Here is an 18,296-nt window from a genome sequence, read left to right as displayed (position 1 = left end):
TATTGTCCGTTACCTGTTTAAAAAATACCCATACCTCACCTTTCCGGGTACCGGGAACACCTTCCTGGTATTTCTTCATCAGCCTGTTCCAATCGTTTACCCGCGGATTATTTTCGATAGTTTTAGGATTGAGTTCCTCAAGCTTTTTCCTTTCGGGATACTGATCACCAGCATCAGGCGGCGCCCGTTTCTGAACACCAGTAATTGCTGAAAGCCGGCATTGCAGAAACCTTTAGAAACTTCGGGCCAGTTTTTAAACTGCGTGGCGTGATAATCGATATATTCCTGTTGCAGGTGCTCATCGGCAACAAGGTTTGCTGTTAGTATAATGTTGTCCCATTGTTTGGCAATGCTCTTACCACCACAACGAAGCCTGCGGTCGAAATCATAAAATGGATTACTATAAACCGTAATCTGGCACGAAGGGTATGCTGCCCGAGCGCTTTTTTGGATAGATGCTGAATTTAAATGCTTGCCATAAACAATGAGATGGTTACCCCAACCGTAAACCGCCGAAGCCGGTAATCCCTGCTTGCGGGCAATATGCAACAACGGGGCGTAGTCGAGTTGCTTACCCTGCGGACCAGTCACTTCAACAATAGTATAAGGATTTGAAGCTGCCTTTACATGAAATGCAGGCAATAATAAAATCACCGTAAACCAAACTATATATGCTTTATATATTTTCATTCTGTTTTATGATTGATGGGCCAGTTACCCCGGTTTACATGACGATATTGAAACAGATACTGATAAGGCCGTTCTATACCTGCTGATTGCTTTACGGCTGCATCAACCTGCGGACCGTTATTTTCCCAAACATTACCGGGACCGTTGGCATTTTTCAGGAATTTATCTGCCGGGCACCAGTTATTTTTGATGGTTATGTATGACGATCCCTCATCGGTATACAGGTAAAACCAATGCTGTGGGTCATGTGCGTAAGGTGCTTTGTAAATGCTATCCACGTAATTATTGCTGATAACCGAGCCGGGCTGTGCCGATAGCGTGTAGATGGCCGCCACATCATACATATTGCGGGCGTAATGGTGGATTTTATTGGCTATGATGCGGTTATCGCTCATGGCGTTAATAGTCTTAGTCCATCCCCAGCCCATACTGATGCCGGAGTAGTTTACTTCGCAAACCTCATTATGTGTTATGCTGATACCTTTAACATAGCCCGCGCCTATGCCAACACAACCCCAGTCTTCATTGGTTGCATCGGTAATTAAATTATTGGTGATGGTATCGTTGGTACAGATCTCCCGTTTATCAGTTGGATTGTAGGGCAGATGAACTTCCTGTGCCTCGTCGGAATAAACGCCGTCAAGTACAGCAGTCCCCCCAATGTCTTTAAAGAGGCTGCCTTTAACCACATCATGGTGTGTACTGCGCTGAAAATCCAAGCCAGTCGAAGCCATATGTTCAAAACCGCAACCATCGAAGGTAATATGCGACGCGTAAGCCACCTCAACCGCTGCCTTTGGTCTACCTACCCATGCCTGGTTTTCCAATCCCTTTTTATCCGGTGTGCCGGGAGTTTTCAATTTGTAGGCATCCACCATGTACATCCCGGCCTGATGCGGCACCAAACCTTCTTTTGACGGGTGAAGCCAGCTGCTGTGTTCAAAGCTGATATTTTTAAAGCTGAAGTAGCTAACCGTTGCATCGATAGAGCCCTGCATTTTAACCAGGGTTTCCAATTGCGGAACGGTTACCGTAGCTGTTTGCAGATCTTCGCCTTTGCGAGAGATGTAATAAATTTTATTAGCCTTCCGGTCGTGAAACCACTCGCCGGGCTTGTTCAAAAAGCTGATAGCATTGCTGAGATAAAACGCTGAGTTACCCTTTTTTTGGAGATCCAGGGCGCTGGCCAGGGGTGCTCTGACTGGATGCGGCTTTCGGGTTGATAAAATGATAAGCTCGCGCTGTCCCCCATTACCTTAACTGCTTTAACCCTCAAAATGGCTATAGCCCACCACTGGTGAATAAACATCTCCAAACCCTTAAGGTGAGCGGTATCGGCTGAAGCAGACCATGGGATTACACAGGTTTGGGTTTTATGATCCCAGGAAAGGATGCGGTTCATGAGCGGAGCTTCGGTATCCCGGGTGCGAACAGCCTTTTCATCATTCACCCATAGTTGTCTGAATTGTAATGGCTCATCGCCTATAATGGGCCCGTCGGCAACCCAAACATTGCCTTTAGCTTCTGCCGGCAAACCGGGGATGGCATAATTTACTTTACGCCATCCACTTACCTTAATGCCACCACTTAAAACAGTTTTACCAATGCCCTCACCCTCTATAATGGTTGGACTATCAGCAGTACCTGAATCTTCCGGGCGGATAAATAATGGTTCATCTAACCTGTAAAGTCCGGCCGCGACTTTGATATGAATACCGCTTTTTATTGATGGATCGTTTAACCGCCTCAGTTCACGGGCTTTCCTGATGGCCATCGCTAAGGTTGCCAGCGGTTGCTCGCGGGTGCCCGTGTTGGTATCGGAGCCTTTAGGTGCTACCCAGATTTCGGCCGCAAAGAGGCTACCTGTCAAAATAACATTTAACAGCAATATCAAAACAACTATGCGGCGGATATTCATTTACGTTAATTACTTAGCCTGAAAAATTGATTTTACGTATGAGGTATTGGCGCTGAAATTCCACTTAACGTTCCGTGGGTCTTTGGCATCGCGCGAGCGTTCAATCACTAACCAGCCTGTCCAACCCATTTTATCTAAAGTGGCTTTTACATGTTCCAAATTGATTTTAGGGTCATTTTGCAGCCAAACGCCATCATCATTTGTACAATGGATCTGAATGATGTATTTTTTACCCAATATTTGAAGCTCCTTATCCAGGTCGCGGCCGTTTCTGATGGCGTTTTCAAAATTGAAATAGCTTTTGATGGCCGGCGAGCCTATATCTTTCAATAGCTGCAATTCACTTTTGGCATCCAGCGCCGTTTCAATACCTATTATTACACCTGCCTTTTCGGCTATTTTAGCTACCTCTTTCAGGCGGGAAACAATAGCCGGGCGCAATTCAGGAAATTTCACGAGATCGCCTTTGATCCCCATCGGTAAAAAGCCAATTTTAACACCCATTTGTTTCATGGTGTTGATACAATCGGTAGCCGCTTTAATTGCGGTTGGCCGTTCGGCAAATGATTGGGCGAAAAAGCCGGTCATGCCCATGGACGGAATTTCCAGTCTTAGTTCTTTCGCCTTGCTTAAAAACACTTTTCTGATTGAATCATTAGCCAGCTGGTTATCAAAAGTTTCGCGATCACCAAGCCCCCCATATCTACTTCTACGCCATCTGCACCAATCTCCTTAGCCAGTTGAAATGCACCCAACTTTTGCCGTTTAAGGATCATCAAATCAACTACCGCTACTTTGTAGCGCTGCTTTGATGAGGTTTGAGCCATTGCAGGAATAAAGAGGGTGCATACCATTATCACTATCCATAAACTTAATATCAACCTATTTTTCATAACTTATTTTTTTGTGGCCTGCTCAAATACTTTCTCTAACTGATCAAAACCTTTTATGGCATTGGCAGGGAGTTTTTCGCCCTTATTGCCAAATACATACATGGCAGGTTCTTTTTCAATGGTGACTTTATTATCATCGAAATTGCCGCTGCTGTCTTTAATTTTATTAAGATCCAAGTGGAAATTTTTAGCTACGAAAGCATACAACGCAGCCCTTTTTGACGGACCGAAATCATGGCCTTCATTGGGCAAGTGTACATTCTCTACTTTGTTTGTAACCCCATAATAGCCATAGATCTTTTGTAGGTAAGGAAAATCATGCTCGGGCATATTAGCGGTCCAGTCCTGCCCGTCGGAGATCAGCAATTGCGGCCGCGGTGCAGCCATAGCGGCCAATTCTACATTATCTGTTCCGTTGCCGCATTGATGGATAGGCATTCCGCTTTCGCAAGGGCATCCTCCATAAAAATATGACGACACCGACACCACCGGAGCGCTAAGCTTGATCCGGTCATCCATGGCGGTCATTAAAACGGTATGGCTCCCTCCACCCGATCCGCCGCTGATCCCTACCCGCTCAGGGTCGGTTTCCTTAAGCGAAAGCACATAATCCAGGATCCGGATAGCGCCAAGTGCCTGGATAGTTTGCGCCAGGCTGCGGCGGTGATCCTCATCCTTAAATTGCAGCAAAGATTCGCCCCAGGCAAAAAGGTCGTAACTGTAAGCCATCGTCCCCATCCGCGCAAGCGATGCACAACGGATCTGGCAATCGGCACGGTAACGCTGGTGCTCCCAATGCCCATCCGGACTTAGTACCACCGGGATCTTACCTTTAATTTTCAGCGGTTTATACAACGAACCATTGATGTACAAACCGGGCAGTATTTCAATGGCGATATTTTCAACTGTATAACCGTCAAAAACCCTTTTGGGGGTGATGATTGGTTTTGAAGCTGGTTTAGCAGGCAGAGGCGATAATTCTAAAGCTTTATAAAGCTCAGGTTTTAACATGGCTTTGCGTTGTTCCCAGGTATCACGGTCGTGGTATTGGGAGGTTATCCTGTCAAGCTCCTTCCAGCCGTCGCTTACCGACCAGCGGAAGTATTCATATTCTTTGAGCTTATACCTGCCGGGAGCTTCTTTATTCACCTTCAGATCAAGCGGGGTAAGAACGTTGGCCAGGGTCGTATCCACATTGGGCCTGAAACGCCATTGGGCATAGTTAACCCATTTACCCTCAACCTGAGCAGCGGTGTATTTGATCTTTACATGATATTTGTCCTGCACTTCATCAAGCACCTCCTTCAGGGTTTTCCTGTACATGGCATCGGTAGTTTGCTGCGCATGGGCAGTGAAACTCATGGCGATGAGGCAGGTTACCAGTATATAGATCAGTTTTTTCATTGTTTTATTTATTTTGTAGAGACGCATAATTGCGTCTCCCGCATGCAAATCAAGCGTTCCCCCCTTTTAGCCGGCTTGTCCTACGAGAGACGCAATTATGCGTCTCTACATTGAAACAATTAACCAAATCATGGTCATGGGTAACTTGTTTCAGCACCCCACTCGCTAAGCGATCATGCTAAGCAAATCGACTACCTGTCCTGTGGGGTGCCGAAACAAGTTCGGCATGACGCTTTTTTTGCCCCTCAGAGTCTATTTCACTTACAAATCCTTAGTCTCCCCAACCGGTACCGGCGGCGTATAACCATCCACCTTTGGCCAAATACCATCCTTTATTTCCTCCATCTCTAATTTTGAAGGATCAATAACCACATGTTTTATCTTTTGCCTGCGCCAGGTATAAACCACATGCACCATCCCATCCGAAGTTTGGATGACCGATGGATAAGAATACTGGCTGATAGGTGAATCCTCCAGGATCGACGCTGCGTACCAGGTCACACCATCTTTAGAAACAGCTACGTTCAAAGGCGTACGGGCTCCTTTAGCCAGGTTTCCTGGCGGCAAAACGTGGTTATAAACCAATAACTGACGGCCATCTTTCAAAGTCACAGCATCGGTACCGGAATTGTTATTGGGCAGACTGGTCTTTTCCAAAGGCGACCAGGTTTGTCCGCCATCCTTAGACCATGTGCTTAATATCGCCCTGTTCTGACTGCGGCAAAGGGCCTGCAGCCGGCCATCTTTATAAGTTAAAATACTGGGTTGTATGGCTTTCAAATCTTTACCATCGCTGATTGGGCCTATCATTGTCCAGTTTTTGCCGAAATCTTTGGTGGCTTCAAAATGCACCTGCCAGGCTTTGCCTTCGGTACTTACCGGACTTAACAGCGTGCCGTTTTTAAGCAGTACCGGTTTGTTTTTGATCGGCCCTAAAAAGCCATCGGGCAAAGCCTTTTGCTCCGACCAGGTGATGCCGCCATCTTTAGATGTTTTTATAAAACCCTTCCATTTTGCCGGGCTTGGGCCTATTTTGTAGTAAAGCTGTAATTCGCCTTTGGGCACCTGGTACAACACCGGGTTCCAGCAGGCATAGCGTAAAGTATCGTTCTGGATGCCGTTGGCTACGTTGATACCCTCTGTCCATTTGCCATTAACAAAACGGCTCACCCAGATACATACATCGGGATTGCGCTCTTTGGTGCCCCCAAACCATGAGGCAACAAGGCCGGTCGGGGTTTCGGCTATAGTTGCTGCATGGCATTCCGGGTATGGCGCTTTATCGTATATAAACTCATCCTTCACAATCCCCTTGCGCCATGGATTTTGGGCAAAGGCGTTGATTATAAATAAGCAGCTTACTGCACCGGCGAACAAGATCTTTCTTAGCATAGTACAATTATTTTTGAGTGGCAGCCTTATCCTTTGCTGCTTTATCAGCAGCTTTTTTTGCGATGATGGCTTTGGTATAATCGCCGTATAGCTTGTGCCAGTTACGGCCGTTACTGTTGAGGTATTGCTCGTTTTTGGTTTTGTAGATCTCAAAAATGGCCGATACCTGTTTGATATTTTTAAAGTCGACAGCCTGTTCACGGGCTTGCTTCAGATTAGCGAGGATTGTCGCTTCTTCAACAGGAGTCAGGTCGGGGATGATAGATTTATAACCCGCCAGCGTAAAGGCCACTTTGCCGATGGTGTATTTATCAAGTACGGCTTCAACCTGTTCTTCGGTGAGGTCTTTACGCAAACCGGTCATCAGGTTTTCGTGTACCGATTTTGGCAGCGAAGAGTTTATGATGACCTGCCTGTCCATGGTGCTCAAAGTTTTACCCGTAGCCGGATCAATACCTGCCGGTACTGACTCGTACGAATGACTGTTATTCCAGTCGCGGATGGCTTTGAGATGCGTTGCTATTACATTTTTTACGCGGGTAGCCTTTGCAGTATCAGTAAGCGATAATGAGGCAACCCAATCCGTAGCTTTTTTCCACTTCGGCATCGGCTTTGGCCTGTGCTTCGGGAGATGCAACTGCTTTAGCTGCCTGTTGTTCCTGGGCTTTCAATGTGCCCGACAGCGATAGTAAAGCTATCAGCATTGCACCCGTCCTATTTAATTTTTTCATATCAATGTTGCTTTAATATTTTACTTCAAAATCATAATCGCCAGAACCAATGCTGAGCACCACTTTCCCGTTTTCTATTTTAACCGGTTTAATATATTTTATAATGGATATTTTCTTCCCGCCCTCGGTTACTTCATCCATAGCTTTTGCAGGCACATAAACCAGTGCCGAACTGTTTGGCGGTATGGCAACATGCCAGTTAAAACTGCTCGTAGTATTGTTATAACTGCTTTTCACAAGACCATAAGCTGTTTGGTACGAGGCATTGACTCTATCCAGCCCTTTGATAACCGCCGGTTGCATCACCAGTTGCTTAAAACCGGCATTAACTGTTTTTATCCCCGCTATGTCCTGATAAAACCAGGCAATCAGATCGCCCAGAAGCATGATATGGTTACGGGAATTCATTGCCGGGTTAGCGGTGTCGCCGTTCCATAACTCCCAGATGGTAGTAGCGCCCCTTTCGGCCATGTAGCCCCAACTTGGGTAAGTGGTGTTAGATGCAATTTTCCAGGCCAGATCTGGGCGGCCAAATTCGGTAAGGCCACGCATAAGCCATTGTGTACCGATAACGCCGGTGCTGATATGGTCATGGGCCTCGTTGATCTTAGCTACTACATTTTTAAATACAGCTTGTTTATTGGCAGATAGCGTGATCCCGAAATACAATGGCAGCAGGTTGGCGGTGACTGTATTGTTGCCGTATTTTGATGTGGTTTTATCAAAGTACTTATCGTTAAATGCCTTGCCTACAGTCTGCTTAGCGGCAGCAAAAAACTGCGCATCAGCAGGTTTATGCAGCATTGTCGCGAACTTTTCCATCAACCCGCATAAATGATAATAATAGGCTGTGGCAATCAGTTGTCCATCAGTATTCAATGATGAATCTTTGGCGTGGATCAGCTCTAACGATTCGGGCGGTACACACCAGTCGCCATATTTATCTTTGGTGACGATGGTATTTTTCATGTATTTGACCCTCATGTAATCCATCCATTTTTTCATGGAGGCGTAATGCTTTTCAATCGGCGCTTTATCGGCAAACTGACGGTAAAGCATATCGGCCACCAGGATATAAGTACCGGGCCAGGTCATGTTATCGCTGTAATAATTCCAGTAAGCGGGCGCTACATCGGGGATGGCTCCATCCGGCCTTTGCGACTGTGCGATATCATCCAGCCATTTGACGTAGAAATTACTATTAGCAAATACAAAGCTTTCACCAAGCGAGCCCACCGCCCTGTCGCCAAGCCATGGCATCCGCTCGTTACGCTGCGGGCAATCAACCGGCATCCCTTTGTAATTGCTCAGGATCCCCCAATAAGCGTTATGATAAATCTTATTGACGATAGCGTTAGATGTTTCAAAATGGCCGATGGTTGGCAAGGCATCGTAAACCACCTGTCCTTCAAAATCAGCCAACTCGGGCTTACCTGGATAACCGCTGATCTCCACATATCTGAAACCATGATACACAAATACCGGGTGCCATAATTCTTCCGCCCCGCCTTTAAGCGTATACACATCGGTTACTTTGGCATCACGTAGGTTAGCTACATAAAGTTCATTATTGGGCTGCAGTGTCTCTGCATAACGAAGTGTTACTTTATCCCCCCGGTTTCCTTTTACCCGCATCTGCAACCAGCCTGCCATATTTTGGCCCAGATCCAATATCCATACATCTTTTTTAAGCTGACTGATACTGACAGGTTTAATGGTATCCATCACACTGATCGGTTCATTCATCTGCGCGTCAAGCTTGCCACCGGGAGCCGGCACCAGCTCGGCTATAAGCCATTGGCTGTCGTCAAAACCCGCACTGTTCCATCCCGGAAACTCTTTGGTGGCGTCATATTCCTCGCCATCGTACTCGTTATTGGTGCGGATGGGGCCATCGGCTGTAAAATGCCAGTTGTTATCGCTTATGATAGTTTGCTTTGATCCGTCGGTATACTCAACTTCCAGTTGTAGCAACATTTTGGGGAACCCAAATTCTTTGATCTTTTTAGGCTTATATTTTGGTCGCATGGTAAAATAGCGGCCGTTGCCCAATACCGTTCCAATGGCATTATCGCCCTGTTTCAGACGATCTGTAACATCAAAGGTGTTGTACTTAACTGACTGCGTATAGTCAGTAGGTGCTTCAGCCAAAACCTGATCGCCGATAGCATGTCCGTTAATATATAACTCATAATGACCCAAACCAACTATATAAGCAGTGCCGCGTTTGATCGTTTTATTTAAACTAAACCCACGGCGATAATACCTTGCCGAAAGCCGGGAAAATTTGGAAACACTATCCCAGGCAAACCCACGGTCATAACCTATCCATTTTGCTTTCCAATCTGCCGGGTTCAAAAGGCCCACGCTCCATTTAGCCGATTGGCTCCATATGCTTGTACCGTTATTTGTCCATACCCTAACCTTCCAATAACATTCGGCGCGACTGCTCAACGGTTTGCCCGCATAGTTGACCATGATGGTTTCAGTTGAATTCACTTTGTGCGAATCCCACAGGTCACCTTGGTTTGCTGTTAGTTTTTCGGGAGTTGAGGCTACTAAAATTTGATAGGCTACCTGGTTGGTATTCCGTGTATCGCTGGTAATCTGCCAGCTTAGCCGGGGTTTAGCGGTGCCAATCCCCAAAGGATTGTTCAGCATTTCGCATTTCAGGTTTTGTAAACCGATACGCGCGTCTGCATAGCAATTGCCCAGGCAAGTTAGAATAACCACCACAGCCAAACCGATATGTGTGACTAACCCTTTCATCAATTATTTACCCGAAAAGTCGAAATACAGGTTCAGCGAAAGCGCGTCTTCTATATTCCTGTCGTAATTAAAATATTGGTTCTTTTGTCCACCCGGACCCAGTTTTTCAGGCTTTTGTGATTTGGTGCCTATCGGCGTTATGCCATGCATAAACGAGATATCACCCGATGGGAAAGCCGGGGCCGTGTTGTATACATTTTTGGGATTAGCCGGAGTAAACAGGCGCATAAACACATCCCGGCTATTGCATACAATAGTTACCGGCTGCCCGGTAGTTTGCAGTTTCATCCAGTACAGGTTGGAGTAATAGCCCTTAAATTCCGGGTAAACAACTTTACCCTGCCCGGTTATAGTATTATTGTAGGTTTTATCCCATACGCCCAGTGATGTACCTTTCATGCGGTTTTTCCACACCCGGTAAGGGCCATCACCCATATAGGTAATGCCTTTAATATCTTTTTCGGGGAAGGAGAAATTAATGCCCATTAATGTAGCATCCTCCCCTATTGGCCAGTATTTAACATCAAGCTGCACCCAGCCCGATGGGTAGATAGTCCACTTCAATAACGGTTCAGATTTTTTGGGCGGGAATACTGCTTCAACCACCAGATTATCAAATTCATAATGATAGGTGAGCTTTTCAAAACCCGTTTGATCTTGCCCTTCAATCAAAACAGGCCCGTTGTTAAAACGAATATCACCTTTAGCATTTTTCACACTAACCAATATGCCCGAATTACGGTTAAACGCCAGCTCGATCCCGTTGCCGGTTTTTACTTTGTACAGCGAATCGGTCTCGGTAATTACAGCTTTACTTCCACCTGTTTTTGTAATAATTCGGTTTGTGATCTTATCATGGTTACTTACCGGAAAACTCCAGGTAAACAGCTCATGCTTATTTACGTCAAAAGCTGAAACATATAGCACATCATAATTTTGCCAGTCTTTAGGCAACTGTAACTGCAGGTTCCCATACTGTCCGGGCTCAACATCCGGCGAAGCTATAGTACCGGTTTTACTTGTTGAAGCAGTGCCATTGAGCGTTGTCAGCTTATAGCTGAATGTACATTGTTTAAGATTTGTATAGGAATATCTATTCTCTAAACGCAGTGTACCGTTGAACGCGGGCGTTATTTCGCGGGGTTCGAGGTAAACCGGGCTCCAGATTTCTTTAATAGCATAATAGCTGCCTTCCTTTTCGTGGTAAGGGCCTACAATGCCGTCGGGGCCATGGTCACCATCGCTGTCCAACTCGCCGTTTTTATCTGTGCGAACCACAGCTTCATCAGCAAAATCCCAGATAAAACCACCTGCCGAAATCGGGGTGTGCCACATCTGTTTCCAGAAATCATCCAGCCCAGCACCGCCGCCGCCATCGTACAAGCCGTGTAAAAACTCGGTCGGGAAAAATATATCGTGACCGTTGATACCTGTATTGGTGCCGTAGTCATAATTAATATAGTGTTGTGTATTTGTTCCGCGGAAGATGCCCCAGGGATGGATCAAGGGACGTTTTTGAATATCCAATTCATCAAACCAATGATCGAGGTTGAAATTAAAACCACCTTCGTTACCATTATCCCAGATCACAATGGATGGATGATTGATATCTTTTTCGATCATTTCTTTAGTTAATTTCGAACCAACCACGTCGTCATAGGCGTGGTGCCAGCCGGTAAGCTCGTCCAGTACAAAAAGACCTAATGAATCGCATACGTCCAGGAAATGATCATCGGGCGGGTAGTGCGACATCCGCACCGCGTTCATGTTCATATCTTTCATGAGTTGAACATCCCCGATACTTACTTTTTTATTTAAGGCCCTGCCCGTAGTTGGCCAAAACGAATGACGGTTTACGCCCTTAAATTTGATCTTAGCGTTATTTACATAAATGCCATCGTGTTCCCTCAGCTCAACCGTACGGAAGCCGATGCGTTGCTTTACGATATGAACGGGCTTACCATTTTCATTCAGCGTAAATACCACATTGTACAGGTTAGGAAACTCCGGCGACCATAATTTTGGTGAAACAATATTCGTGCTGATATTAGCAACGGTATCGCCTCCATTAACTTTTACGGAAAAAGGAACACCAAACTTTTGCCCTGCCATGGTATACACCTGCCCTGTTACCGTGCCGCTTTTTACAGATGCCAATCGCAATTGTGCTTTTAAATTACCGTTAGCTTTGGCATCAACAGCAAAATAGCTGATATGCGATTTAGGGGCAGCCTCCAAGAACACCGGCCTAAAAATGCCGCCGAAGATCCAGAAATCACCTTTACGTTCGGCTGCGTTTACTGATGCATTGGCAGAGTGTTTAGATACCGTTACTTCCAGCAGATTGGATTTGCCGTAGTTAAGCAAAGCGCTTACATCATATTTGAAACGGTAAAATGATCCCTGGTGAATTGCCCCGGCGGATTTGCCGTTCAGCTTCACCTCGGTGTCGGTCATGGAGCCATCAAAAACAATATTGACAGCCTTGCCCTGCCATGATGTCGGCATGTTAAACTCGTATTTATAAAGCCCTTGCTCCTTGCCTCTTAAACTATCCTTAGCAAGACCGTAATTGTACATACCAAAACCCTGAAACTCCCAGTTTGACGGCACCGGAATGGTTGTCCATTTGCCTGAATTGTTGCCCGCGGTGCAATAAAACTGCCAGTTTACAGTATGGTCGCTCCCTGTACCCGACAGGAATAGCTTTTGTGTTTCCTGGGCATGGCTTACCGACCAGTTGATGACAAACAGCAAAGCAATCCATATTTTAAAGCAGGCAGATCTCATTAGTATATTCAGTTAGCAGTTAAAGTAAATTTCAACGGGTTATCCGTGCGGAAGGGAACAGCAGGCAAACCATCTTTATTATAAAAATTAGGTTGAGCAGCCTCTGACCAGGCAAAACGTGCGGCTGCAGGTTTAGCAACCGATTCGGCCGATACTTCAACCGTATTCCCTTTTATTGCTGCATTTGCCGCGACAAAATTTCCGTCGGCACCGGCAATGGTGAAATCAGTAAGTGGTTTACCGTCATGGCTTACCAAGCCGGCACCTACGTGATCAAACTCAAGGATGATCTTGTCGCCATTTATTTTCATGTTTTTATACACGGGGCCCGAAAAAACTACCCGTTGTTTGTAGGTATTGGCAAGCGCCTGTAGTTCAAGCCTCCTGCCTACCTCCCATTTAAATGGCGGGTGAATATTTTTAAGGTCATCGTTCAGATCGGTAGTGATGATCATGCCTGTATGCGGGATCTGCAGGGCTGCAGCCTGGGCCTCGCGCAATTCGGGCTCTGTAAACTGAGTATAGGTTACAGGGCCTTTTCCATGGGTATAGTAATAGGGCGCTATCTGCACGTAATAAAACGGCAATGTTTTATCGCCCCAAAGCTTACGCCAGTTATTGATCAGCGCTTCCATTTTGTAAGTATAGCTGATGGTTTCGCCTAAAAAACAGGCACTTTCACCCTGGTACCATAAAAAACCTTTTAGCGCAAACGGAGCGACAGGCTCAATCATTTTGGCATAAAACTTACCTGGATCGCCATCAATCTTAATATTGTTGGCCTTGAAATATGGGATGGCATCAAAACCTTCCTGCGATACCCAGGGCTCAATCCTGCTGCCGCTTACTGCCGATGAAATAATACCTACCGGCACTTTCAGATCATGCTGCAGGTTTTTAGCGAAGAAATACCCCGCCGCCGAAAAAGCCCTCAAAGCCGAATCTTCGGCCACACTCCATCCCGAATGGGTAGAATCTGGCTTCAACATATTTTTCTGCGTAACCAGGAAGATCCTGATCTGTGGGTTATGCGCGCGGTCCAGCTCATCAACAGGCGAATTTGTCGTACTGGTATCCGGCTTTTTCACTTTGCTATTCTTGCGCATTTCATACTGCATGTTTGATTGGCCCGAACAAAGCCATACCTCGCCAACCAGTATATTTTGCAGTTGGATAGTGTTTTTTCCTGATATGGTCAGCGTTGCGGGTTTGGCTGATGCGGGCATCGCATCAAGCTTTACTATCCATTTGCCTGAGGCATCGACTATAGTTGTTTTTGTTTGGCTATTAAACTTTACAGTAACCTTTTCACCCGGCAATGCGGTACCCCAAACAGGCACAGGTGCATTACGCTGCAATACCATATTGTTGCCCAATATTTTAGGCAAAACAACCTGCGCGCCGGCAATCCCAGAACTAAGCAGGCAGATCGTCAACCAACAATATTTTATCAGGCGCAGTAGCATTAGTAATTACTTGTTTTAAATGATTTGATATAGAAAACAGCTTGTTTCGCGGCTTCCCCGGCGTTTGGCCGGTCGAAATCCTGATCGGTAGGCGTATCAGCATCCGGGAACCTTCTGATATCCCCGGTACGGAACACTATCCGGTTTACGCTTAGCACCGGGGCAAAAAACAGGCCTGTAAGCACATCTTTGCCGTTAACATTCACGGTGTAAAAGCGGGTATCAGTATTTAGCTTTATCACAATATGATATTGCGTACCGGCCTCATATTTCATGAAATTTTTGTTGCGATAGCCGGCCTTGGTCCTGAACTGACCGGCAGAATCAAGCGTAAGCCTGATAGCAGCAATACCTTTTTCATCCTGAAATTCAATATCCAGCATACCTGCATTGTTTTGCCCTGCAGTGATGGTGAAATCGGTCATTAATTTTTTAGAAACAGGCACAACACGTTCTGCTTTGGCAAAATCAAATGGGTCGCTGTCTTTTAGGGTTAGGGCTCGTTCGCCATCAGGTGACTTGTCGATAGCGGCAGGAGCCCATTGCGGGCTGTAAGTATTCCATTTTTCCAATTCCTTACCAACTGGCAGTTCGTTAAAGACCTCATTGGCATGCGCATCCGCTTTTTCGGTAACCGGCACCGGGATGGACGATACCCAGATATCCTCCTTGTTCATGCTGTAAGTAACCCAAAGCTTACCATCGGGCGGGGTGCCATTCCCCTCTTCAATGCCGCGTGTATATTGTGGCCCGTATGATTTATAAGCGCCGCCATAACGCATGGTGGTGATCTCGCCGTTAACTAACAACAGATTAGTATAATCCAATCCGTCTTTACTAACTGACAGAGCCAGCGGCCAGCGAAACTCCGAAGGATTATAAACCGTAGCGTATTTACCGTCGGATGTGCGCTGTCCCCAGATCTTGGCGTTGGCGGTTACAAAACGCGGCGCGCGGGCGGCATTTGCTGGCCAGGTTTTGCCGTTATCAGTACTGATAGCGGTAAGCGCGTATTTCCATAAGCCAACCACGCGGCCATCGGGTAAGTGATAAAAGTTAAATGCTTTATAATCTTTATGCAGCGGAATTAAGGGATCTTTCCTGTCGGTTTCCTCCACCCATTGCATCATCATCAGTGGGTTGGCCATCAGCTCATCGCAGGCCTGTACAAAACCTTTATCCTTACTGGTTTTGTAAAAAGGAAATGAGGTATTATTTTCGTTCCATTTTAGATTGTAATGGATAAAATAAATCGGCCCGAATTCGCCGTTTGGCAATACTTCACGCACTACACGGCCAATACCTAAGCCATCATTCGGATCATCACGGCCATCCAAACAAATCCCATAAAAGCCCAGTACCAGTAAGCGTTTTGATTTGGAAGTATAAAAACCCATACGCTGGTGCATTACCGAATACAGGTCCTTCGCCATACCTGGGTGTCCTTCTTTGGTAGTGCCATCAGGTATTTTATATTTAGGAAAAACTACTGTAGGTTTTGACCATGCGTCACCATCTTTCGAGGTCATGAGCAGGGTTTGGCCTGGCGGCAGGCTTTCGCCTACCTTATCGCTCAGGTATTCTACATAAAAAGTATTGTTCCAGTAGGCCAGCATAGGCGCATGGTTGTAGGTAAAACCAAACCCATCGGCAAGCTCCGGATGTTCACGGTTAGCCCTGAATATCTGCTTGCTGTGCACGCCTATCACCGGGCTTAACTGCCCGTGATGATAATCGACATTGACCACCGTATTGCCGCTGTAATGCACGGTATCCTGTGCACTGGCTATCCCGGCCATCGATATAAAAAACAATATGCTGATGAACTTATTCATGTTTAGCTGCTTTGGTTTGCCCGGCTGCCTGTAAAAGCTGCGCAAGCTGTTTTTTGGTAACCTTAAATATGGTGCCGTGCTTGTGCCCTACCGGTATGCTCACGCTATCGGCCAGGTCGGTAAAAGTTTTAAAGTCGGTTGTACGCATGGCGCCATATCTTTTTAAACGGTACGAATCATAATAAATCAGCCAGTTATCACCGGCTTTGGTCATGCTGGGGCCTTCACTGAAAGGTTCGGTAAATCGCGGAGTATAATTGCTATAAGGCCCCAGAGGATTATTACTAAAGGCCACGAGGATATTACGGTTAGGCCGGGTATTATCCTTCATCACCAGTGCATAATCATTTTTGGCCCGCTTTACGATCTCAGCATCAATTACGCTAAAACCCGGATCAAGGAAAAGCTGTGAGGGGCTGAAAGTTTTAAAATCTTTAGTTGTGGTGTAATACAGTCGGTGATTGTTATTTTCATCCTCGTGCCCTTTCGGGAAGCGGAATGGTACGGTTGAAGCCCAAACAATGATGAAATATTTGTTATCCTCGTCATAAAACAACTCCGGTGCCCAGGCATTCACCGCGGTGGGCTCATTAGCCATCACCTCAATGTGCTCTTCGGCCGACCAATGGATCAGATCGCTCGAGCTGGCATAGCCTATGCCTTTGTCGTTTTTCCAGCCGGTTGTCCACACCAAATGGTAAACCCCGTCGGGGCCCTGGACTATGGATGGGTCGCGCATGATCTTAGCATCGCCAACTTCCGGTTTAATGAAAATGTGGTCGATAGCATTCCAGTGGTAAGCATCATTACTGTACAAAAAGCGCAAACCTTCATTGGCCGGCTCGTGAAACGACGTAAAAAGGTACACGCTTTTACCGGCCTTGCATGAAAACACCAGCGCAATGGCAAATAGTAAAGTGATATGTTTAATTCCTTTGTTCACTGTTATATCGCGTCAATAATGAGCACCCAGTCGTTACCATTTGATACTTTGCCGGGTGGCTTAAATTTTATTGTTTTAGCTTTCGCGAAGGTTCCGATAGCCGTAGTTTGCCCGTTGCGCGGGTTAAACCATGATGCTTTCAGCTTCGTGCCCTCCAGTTTATCAGCGTTGATATTGATCTCGCGGCCGGAATAGGTATAAACAAAAGCATAGCTTTTTCCGCGGGTTGCGATCAGCCTGTTGTACTTTACGCCGTTGTTACCGGCGATCAATGATTGATCAGGTACACGATCAAGGTACGGGCGTGACAGCATCAGCTTTTTCAAATAAATCATCTGCTTTGCTCCCGGATCATTAATTGAATTATACCAATATCCTTTGGAACCATAAGCGCTGTCTTTATCGGTGGGCTTATGCATTTGCATCACGTCATTATCGCCATACGTATATCCGCAACCTCCAGCAAAAACCGACCAGTAGCCGTAACGCCTCACATCGGCAGCTGCCCAACAGGGTAGCTTGGTATCGTGTAATCCGTAAGGGATTTTTTCATACGATGGCTCCGCATCAAGCGTTGGTTTTATGGGTGATAGATTATAGTCTGTTTCTACATAACGCCAGTTATCTTCGCCGTATCTTAAATCTTTTTTAGAAGTATCCTGCGCATAAGTACGATGGCCGGATTGAAAGCAATTGAAGCTTAACCAGTTTTCATTATGAAACCATTTTGATGATTGTGTGCGGCCGCGCGGATGGTAAGTTATCAGATGTGTGCCATCAACATCATGTAAAGTATTACCAATAGCCTTCCAGGTATTCAACGAATCAGAACCTGCTATGTCGCCGCCATTCATCCAGATCACATTTGGACTGTCGCGGTATCTTTTGGCTAAAAACTCAGCGTAAATTTTTGCCTTTTCCGCACCGATATGACTCTCTTTTACAACAGATCCCCAAACCGGCACCAGGGCTACGTATAAACCTTTTTCGGCGGCTTTGGTGATGATCCAATCAATATGGTCCCAATAATCATATTCGTTTCCTTTGCCAAAGGTATTGCCGGGAGTTGTTTTTGGTAACGCGATATTTTTATTACTTAAGGCTGAATCGCCGTAGGCGTTGGTTTCTTTAATGCTGTGCACTACCATTACCTGAATCACATTAAAACCCTGTTTGCTGCGGACATCAAGGTATTGCTCGGCCTCTTCCCTTTTCAGCTTAGAGAACAGTAACCAGCCGGTATCACCCAGCCAAAAAAATGGCTTATGCCCGGCCATGAAATAGCGGTGGTTGGTAGATATGCTTAAACGCGGAATGGTTGTTTCATTGCTTTTAAATGCGAAGAACAAACAGGCTATGGCAATTAGTATGATAGATTTTTTAAGCATAATATAGTAAAAATCAAAAACCGGCTGTCATTTCGACAGACAATTGGGAATGTGCGGTTGCGTGAGGAGAAATCTTA

13 protein-coding genes and 1 pseudogene are annotated in these 18,296 nt (G+C 45.9%); all 14 read right to left on the bottom strand.

All coding sequences use genetic code 11. The annotated features are described in order from the left end of the window. Positions 1-96 precede the first annotated feature (96 nt). Positions 97-690 carry an L-rhamnose mutarotase gene (locus ACRQ5D_RS16425; RefSeq protein WP_431200010.1) on the bottom strand — a complete coding sequence of 198 codons (594 nt, stop codon included), beginning with the start codon at positions 688-690 and terminating at the stop codon, positions 97-99. Continuing rightward, positions 687-2,464, bottom strand: a pseudogene (locus ACRQ5D_RS16420) (hypothetical protein). The gene ACRQ5D_RS16425 and the pseudogene ACRQ5D_RS16420 overlap by 4 nt, the downstream one beginning before the upstream one ends. A 153-nt stretch (positions 2,465-2,617) precedes the next feature. Then, on the bottom strand, positions 2,618-3,247 hold the full coding sequence (locus tag ACRQ5D_RS16415; protein WP_431200009.1) for a sugar phosphate isomerase/epimerase family protein: 630 nt from the start codon (positions 3,245-3,247) through the stop codon (positions 2,618-2,620). Continuing rightward, positions 3,238-3,501, bottom strand: a complete 264-nt coding sequence (locus ACRQ5D_RS16410; RefSeq protein WP_431200008.1) for a hypothetical protein — start codon at positions 3,499-3,501, stop codon at positions 3,238-3,240. Before ACRQ5D_RS16410 ends, ACRQ5D_RS16415 begins: the two co-directional genes overlap by 10 nt. Before the next feature lie 3 nt (positions 3,502-3,504). Next, positions 3,505-4,905, bottom strand: coding sequence for an alpha/beta hydrolase family protein (locus tag ACRQ5D_RS16405; protein ID WP_143020687.1), 1,401 nt, complete (start codon positions 4,903-4,905; stop codon positions 3,505-3,507). 261 nt (positions 4,906-5,166) lie between these two features. Then, complete coding sequence (locus ACRQ5D_RS16400; RefSeq protein ID WP_091162953.1) at positions 5,167-6,297, bottom strand: sialidase family protein; 1,131 nt, start codon at positions 6,295-6,297, stop codon at positions 5,167-5,169. Between the two features lie 7 nt (positions 6,298-6,304). Continuing rightward, positions 6,305-6,904 carry a DUF3826 domain-containing protein gene (locus tag ACRQ5D_RS16395; RefSeq protein WP_432329553.1) on the bottom strand — a complete coding sequence of 200 codons (600 nt, stop codon included), beginning with the start codon at positions 6,902-6,904 and terminating at the stop codon, positions 6,305-6,307. Then, positions 6,852-7,028 carry a hypothetical protein gene (locus ACRQ5D_RS16390; RefSeq protein WP_432329551.1) on the bottom strand — a complete coding sequence of 59 codons (177 nt, stop codon included), beginning with the start codon at positions 7,026-7,028 and terminating at the stop codon, positions 6,852-6,854. The genes ACRQ5D_RS16395 and ACRQ5D_RS16390 overlap by 53 nt, the downstream gene beginning before the upstream one ends. A 12-nt stretch (positions 7,029-7,040) precedes the next feature. Then, positions 7,041-9,797, bottom strand: a complete 2,757-nt coding sequence (locus ACRQ5D_RS16385; RefSeq protein ID WP_091162952.1) for an alpha-L-rhamnosidase — start codon at positions 9,795-9,797, stop codon at positions 7,041-7,043. Between the two features lie 3 nt (positions 9,798-9,800). After that, positions 9,801-12,587: a glycoside hydrolase family 2 protein gene (locus tag ACRQ5D_RS16380; protein ID WP_091162951.1), complete on the bottom strand. Its 2,787-nt coding sequence runs from the start codon at positions 12,585-12,587 to the stop codon at positions 9,801-9,803. An 8-nt stretch (positions 12,588-12,595) separates the two neighbouring features. Next, complete coding sequence (locus ACRQ5D_RS16375; RefSeq protein WP_431200007.1) at positions 12,596-14,023, bottom strand: sialate O-acetylesterase; 1,428 nt, start codon at positions 14,021-14,023, stop codon at positions 12,596-12,598. 29 nt (positions 14,024-14,052) lie between these two features. Further along, entirely contained in the window at positions 14,053-15,888 is a 1,836-nt protein-coding gene (locus ACRQ5D_RS16370) for a six-hairpin glycosidase (protein WP_091162950.1), read from the bottom strand. Then, the gene (locus ACRQ5D_RS16365; RefSeq protein WP_256337336.1) at positions 15,881-16,831 is read right to left on the bottom strand and encodes a glycoside hydrolase family 43 protein; all 951 of its coding nucleotides are present in this window, start codon (positions 16,829-16,831) and stop codon (positions 15,881-15,883) included. The genes ACRQ5D_RS16370 and ACRQ5D_RS16365 overlap by 8 nt, the downstream gene beginning before the upstream one ends. A 2-nt stretch (positions 16,832-16,833) precedes the next feature. Beyond that, positions 16,834-18,219: a glycoside hydrolase family 140 protein gene (locus tag ACRQ5D_RS16360; RefSeq protein ID WP_432329548.1), complete on the bottom strand. Its 1,386-nt coding sequence runs from the start codon at positions 18,217-18,219 to the stop codon at positions 16,834-16,836. Between the last annotated feature and the right edge of the window lie 77 nt (positions 18,220-18,296).

Origin of the sequence: Mucilaginibacter sp. P25, assembly GCF_050859465.1 — a bacterium.
In the GTDB taxonomy this organism is placed as follows: Bacteria; Bacteroidota; Bacteroidia; order Sphingobacteriales; family Sphingobacteriaceae; genus Mucilaginibacter; species Mucilaginibacter gossypii.
Note: the sequence above shows the minus strand (reverse complement) of the source record. Positions and strands in the feature narration are given on the sequence as shown.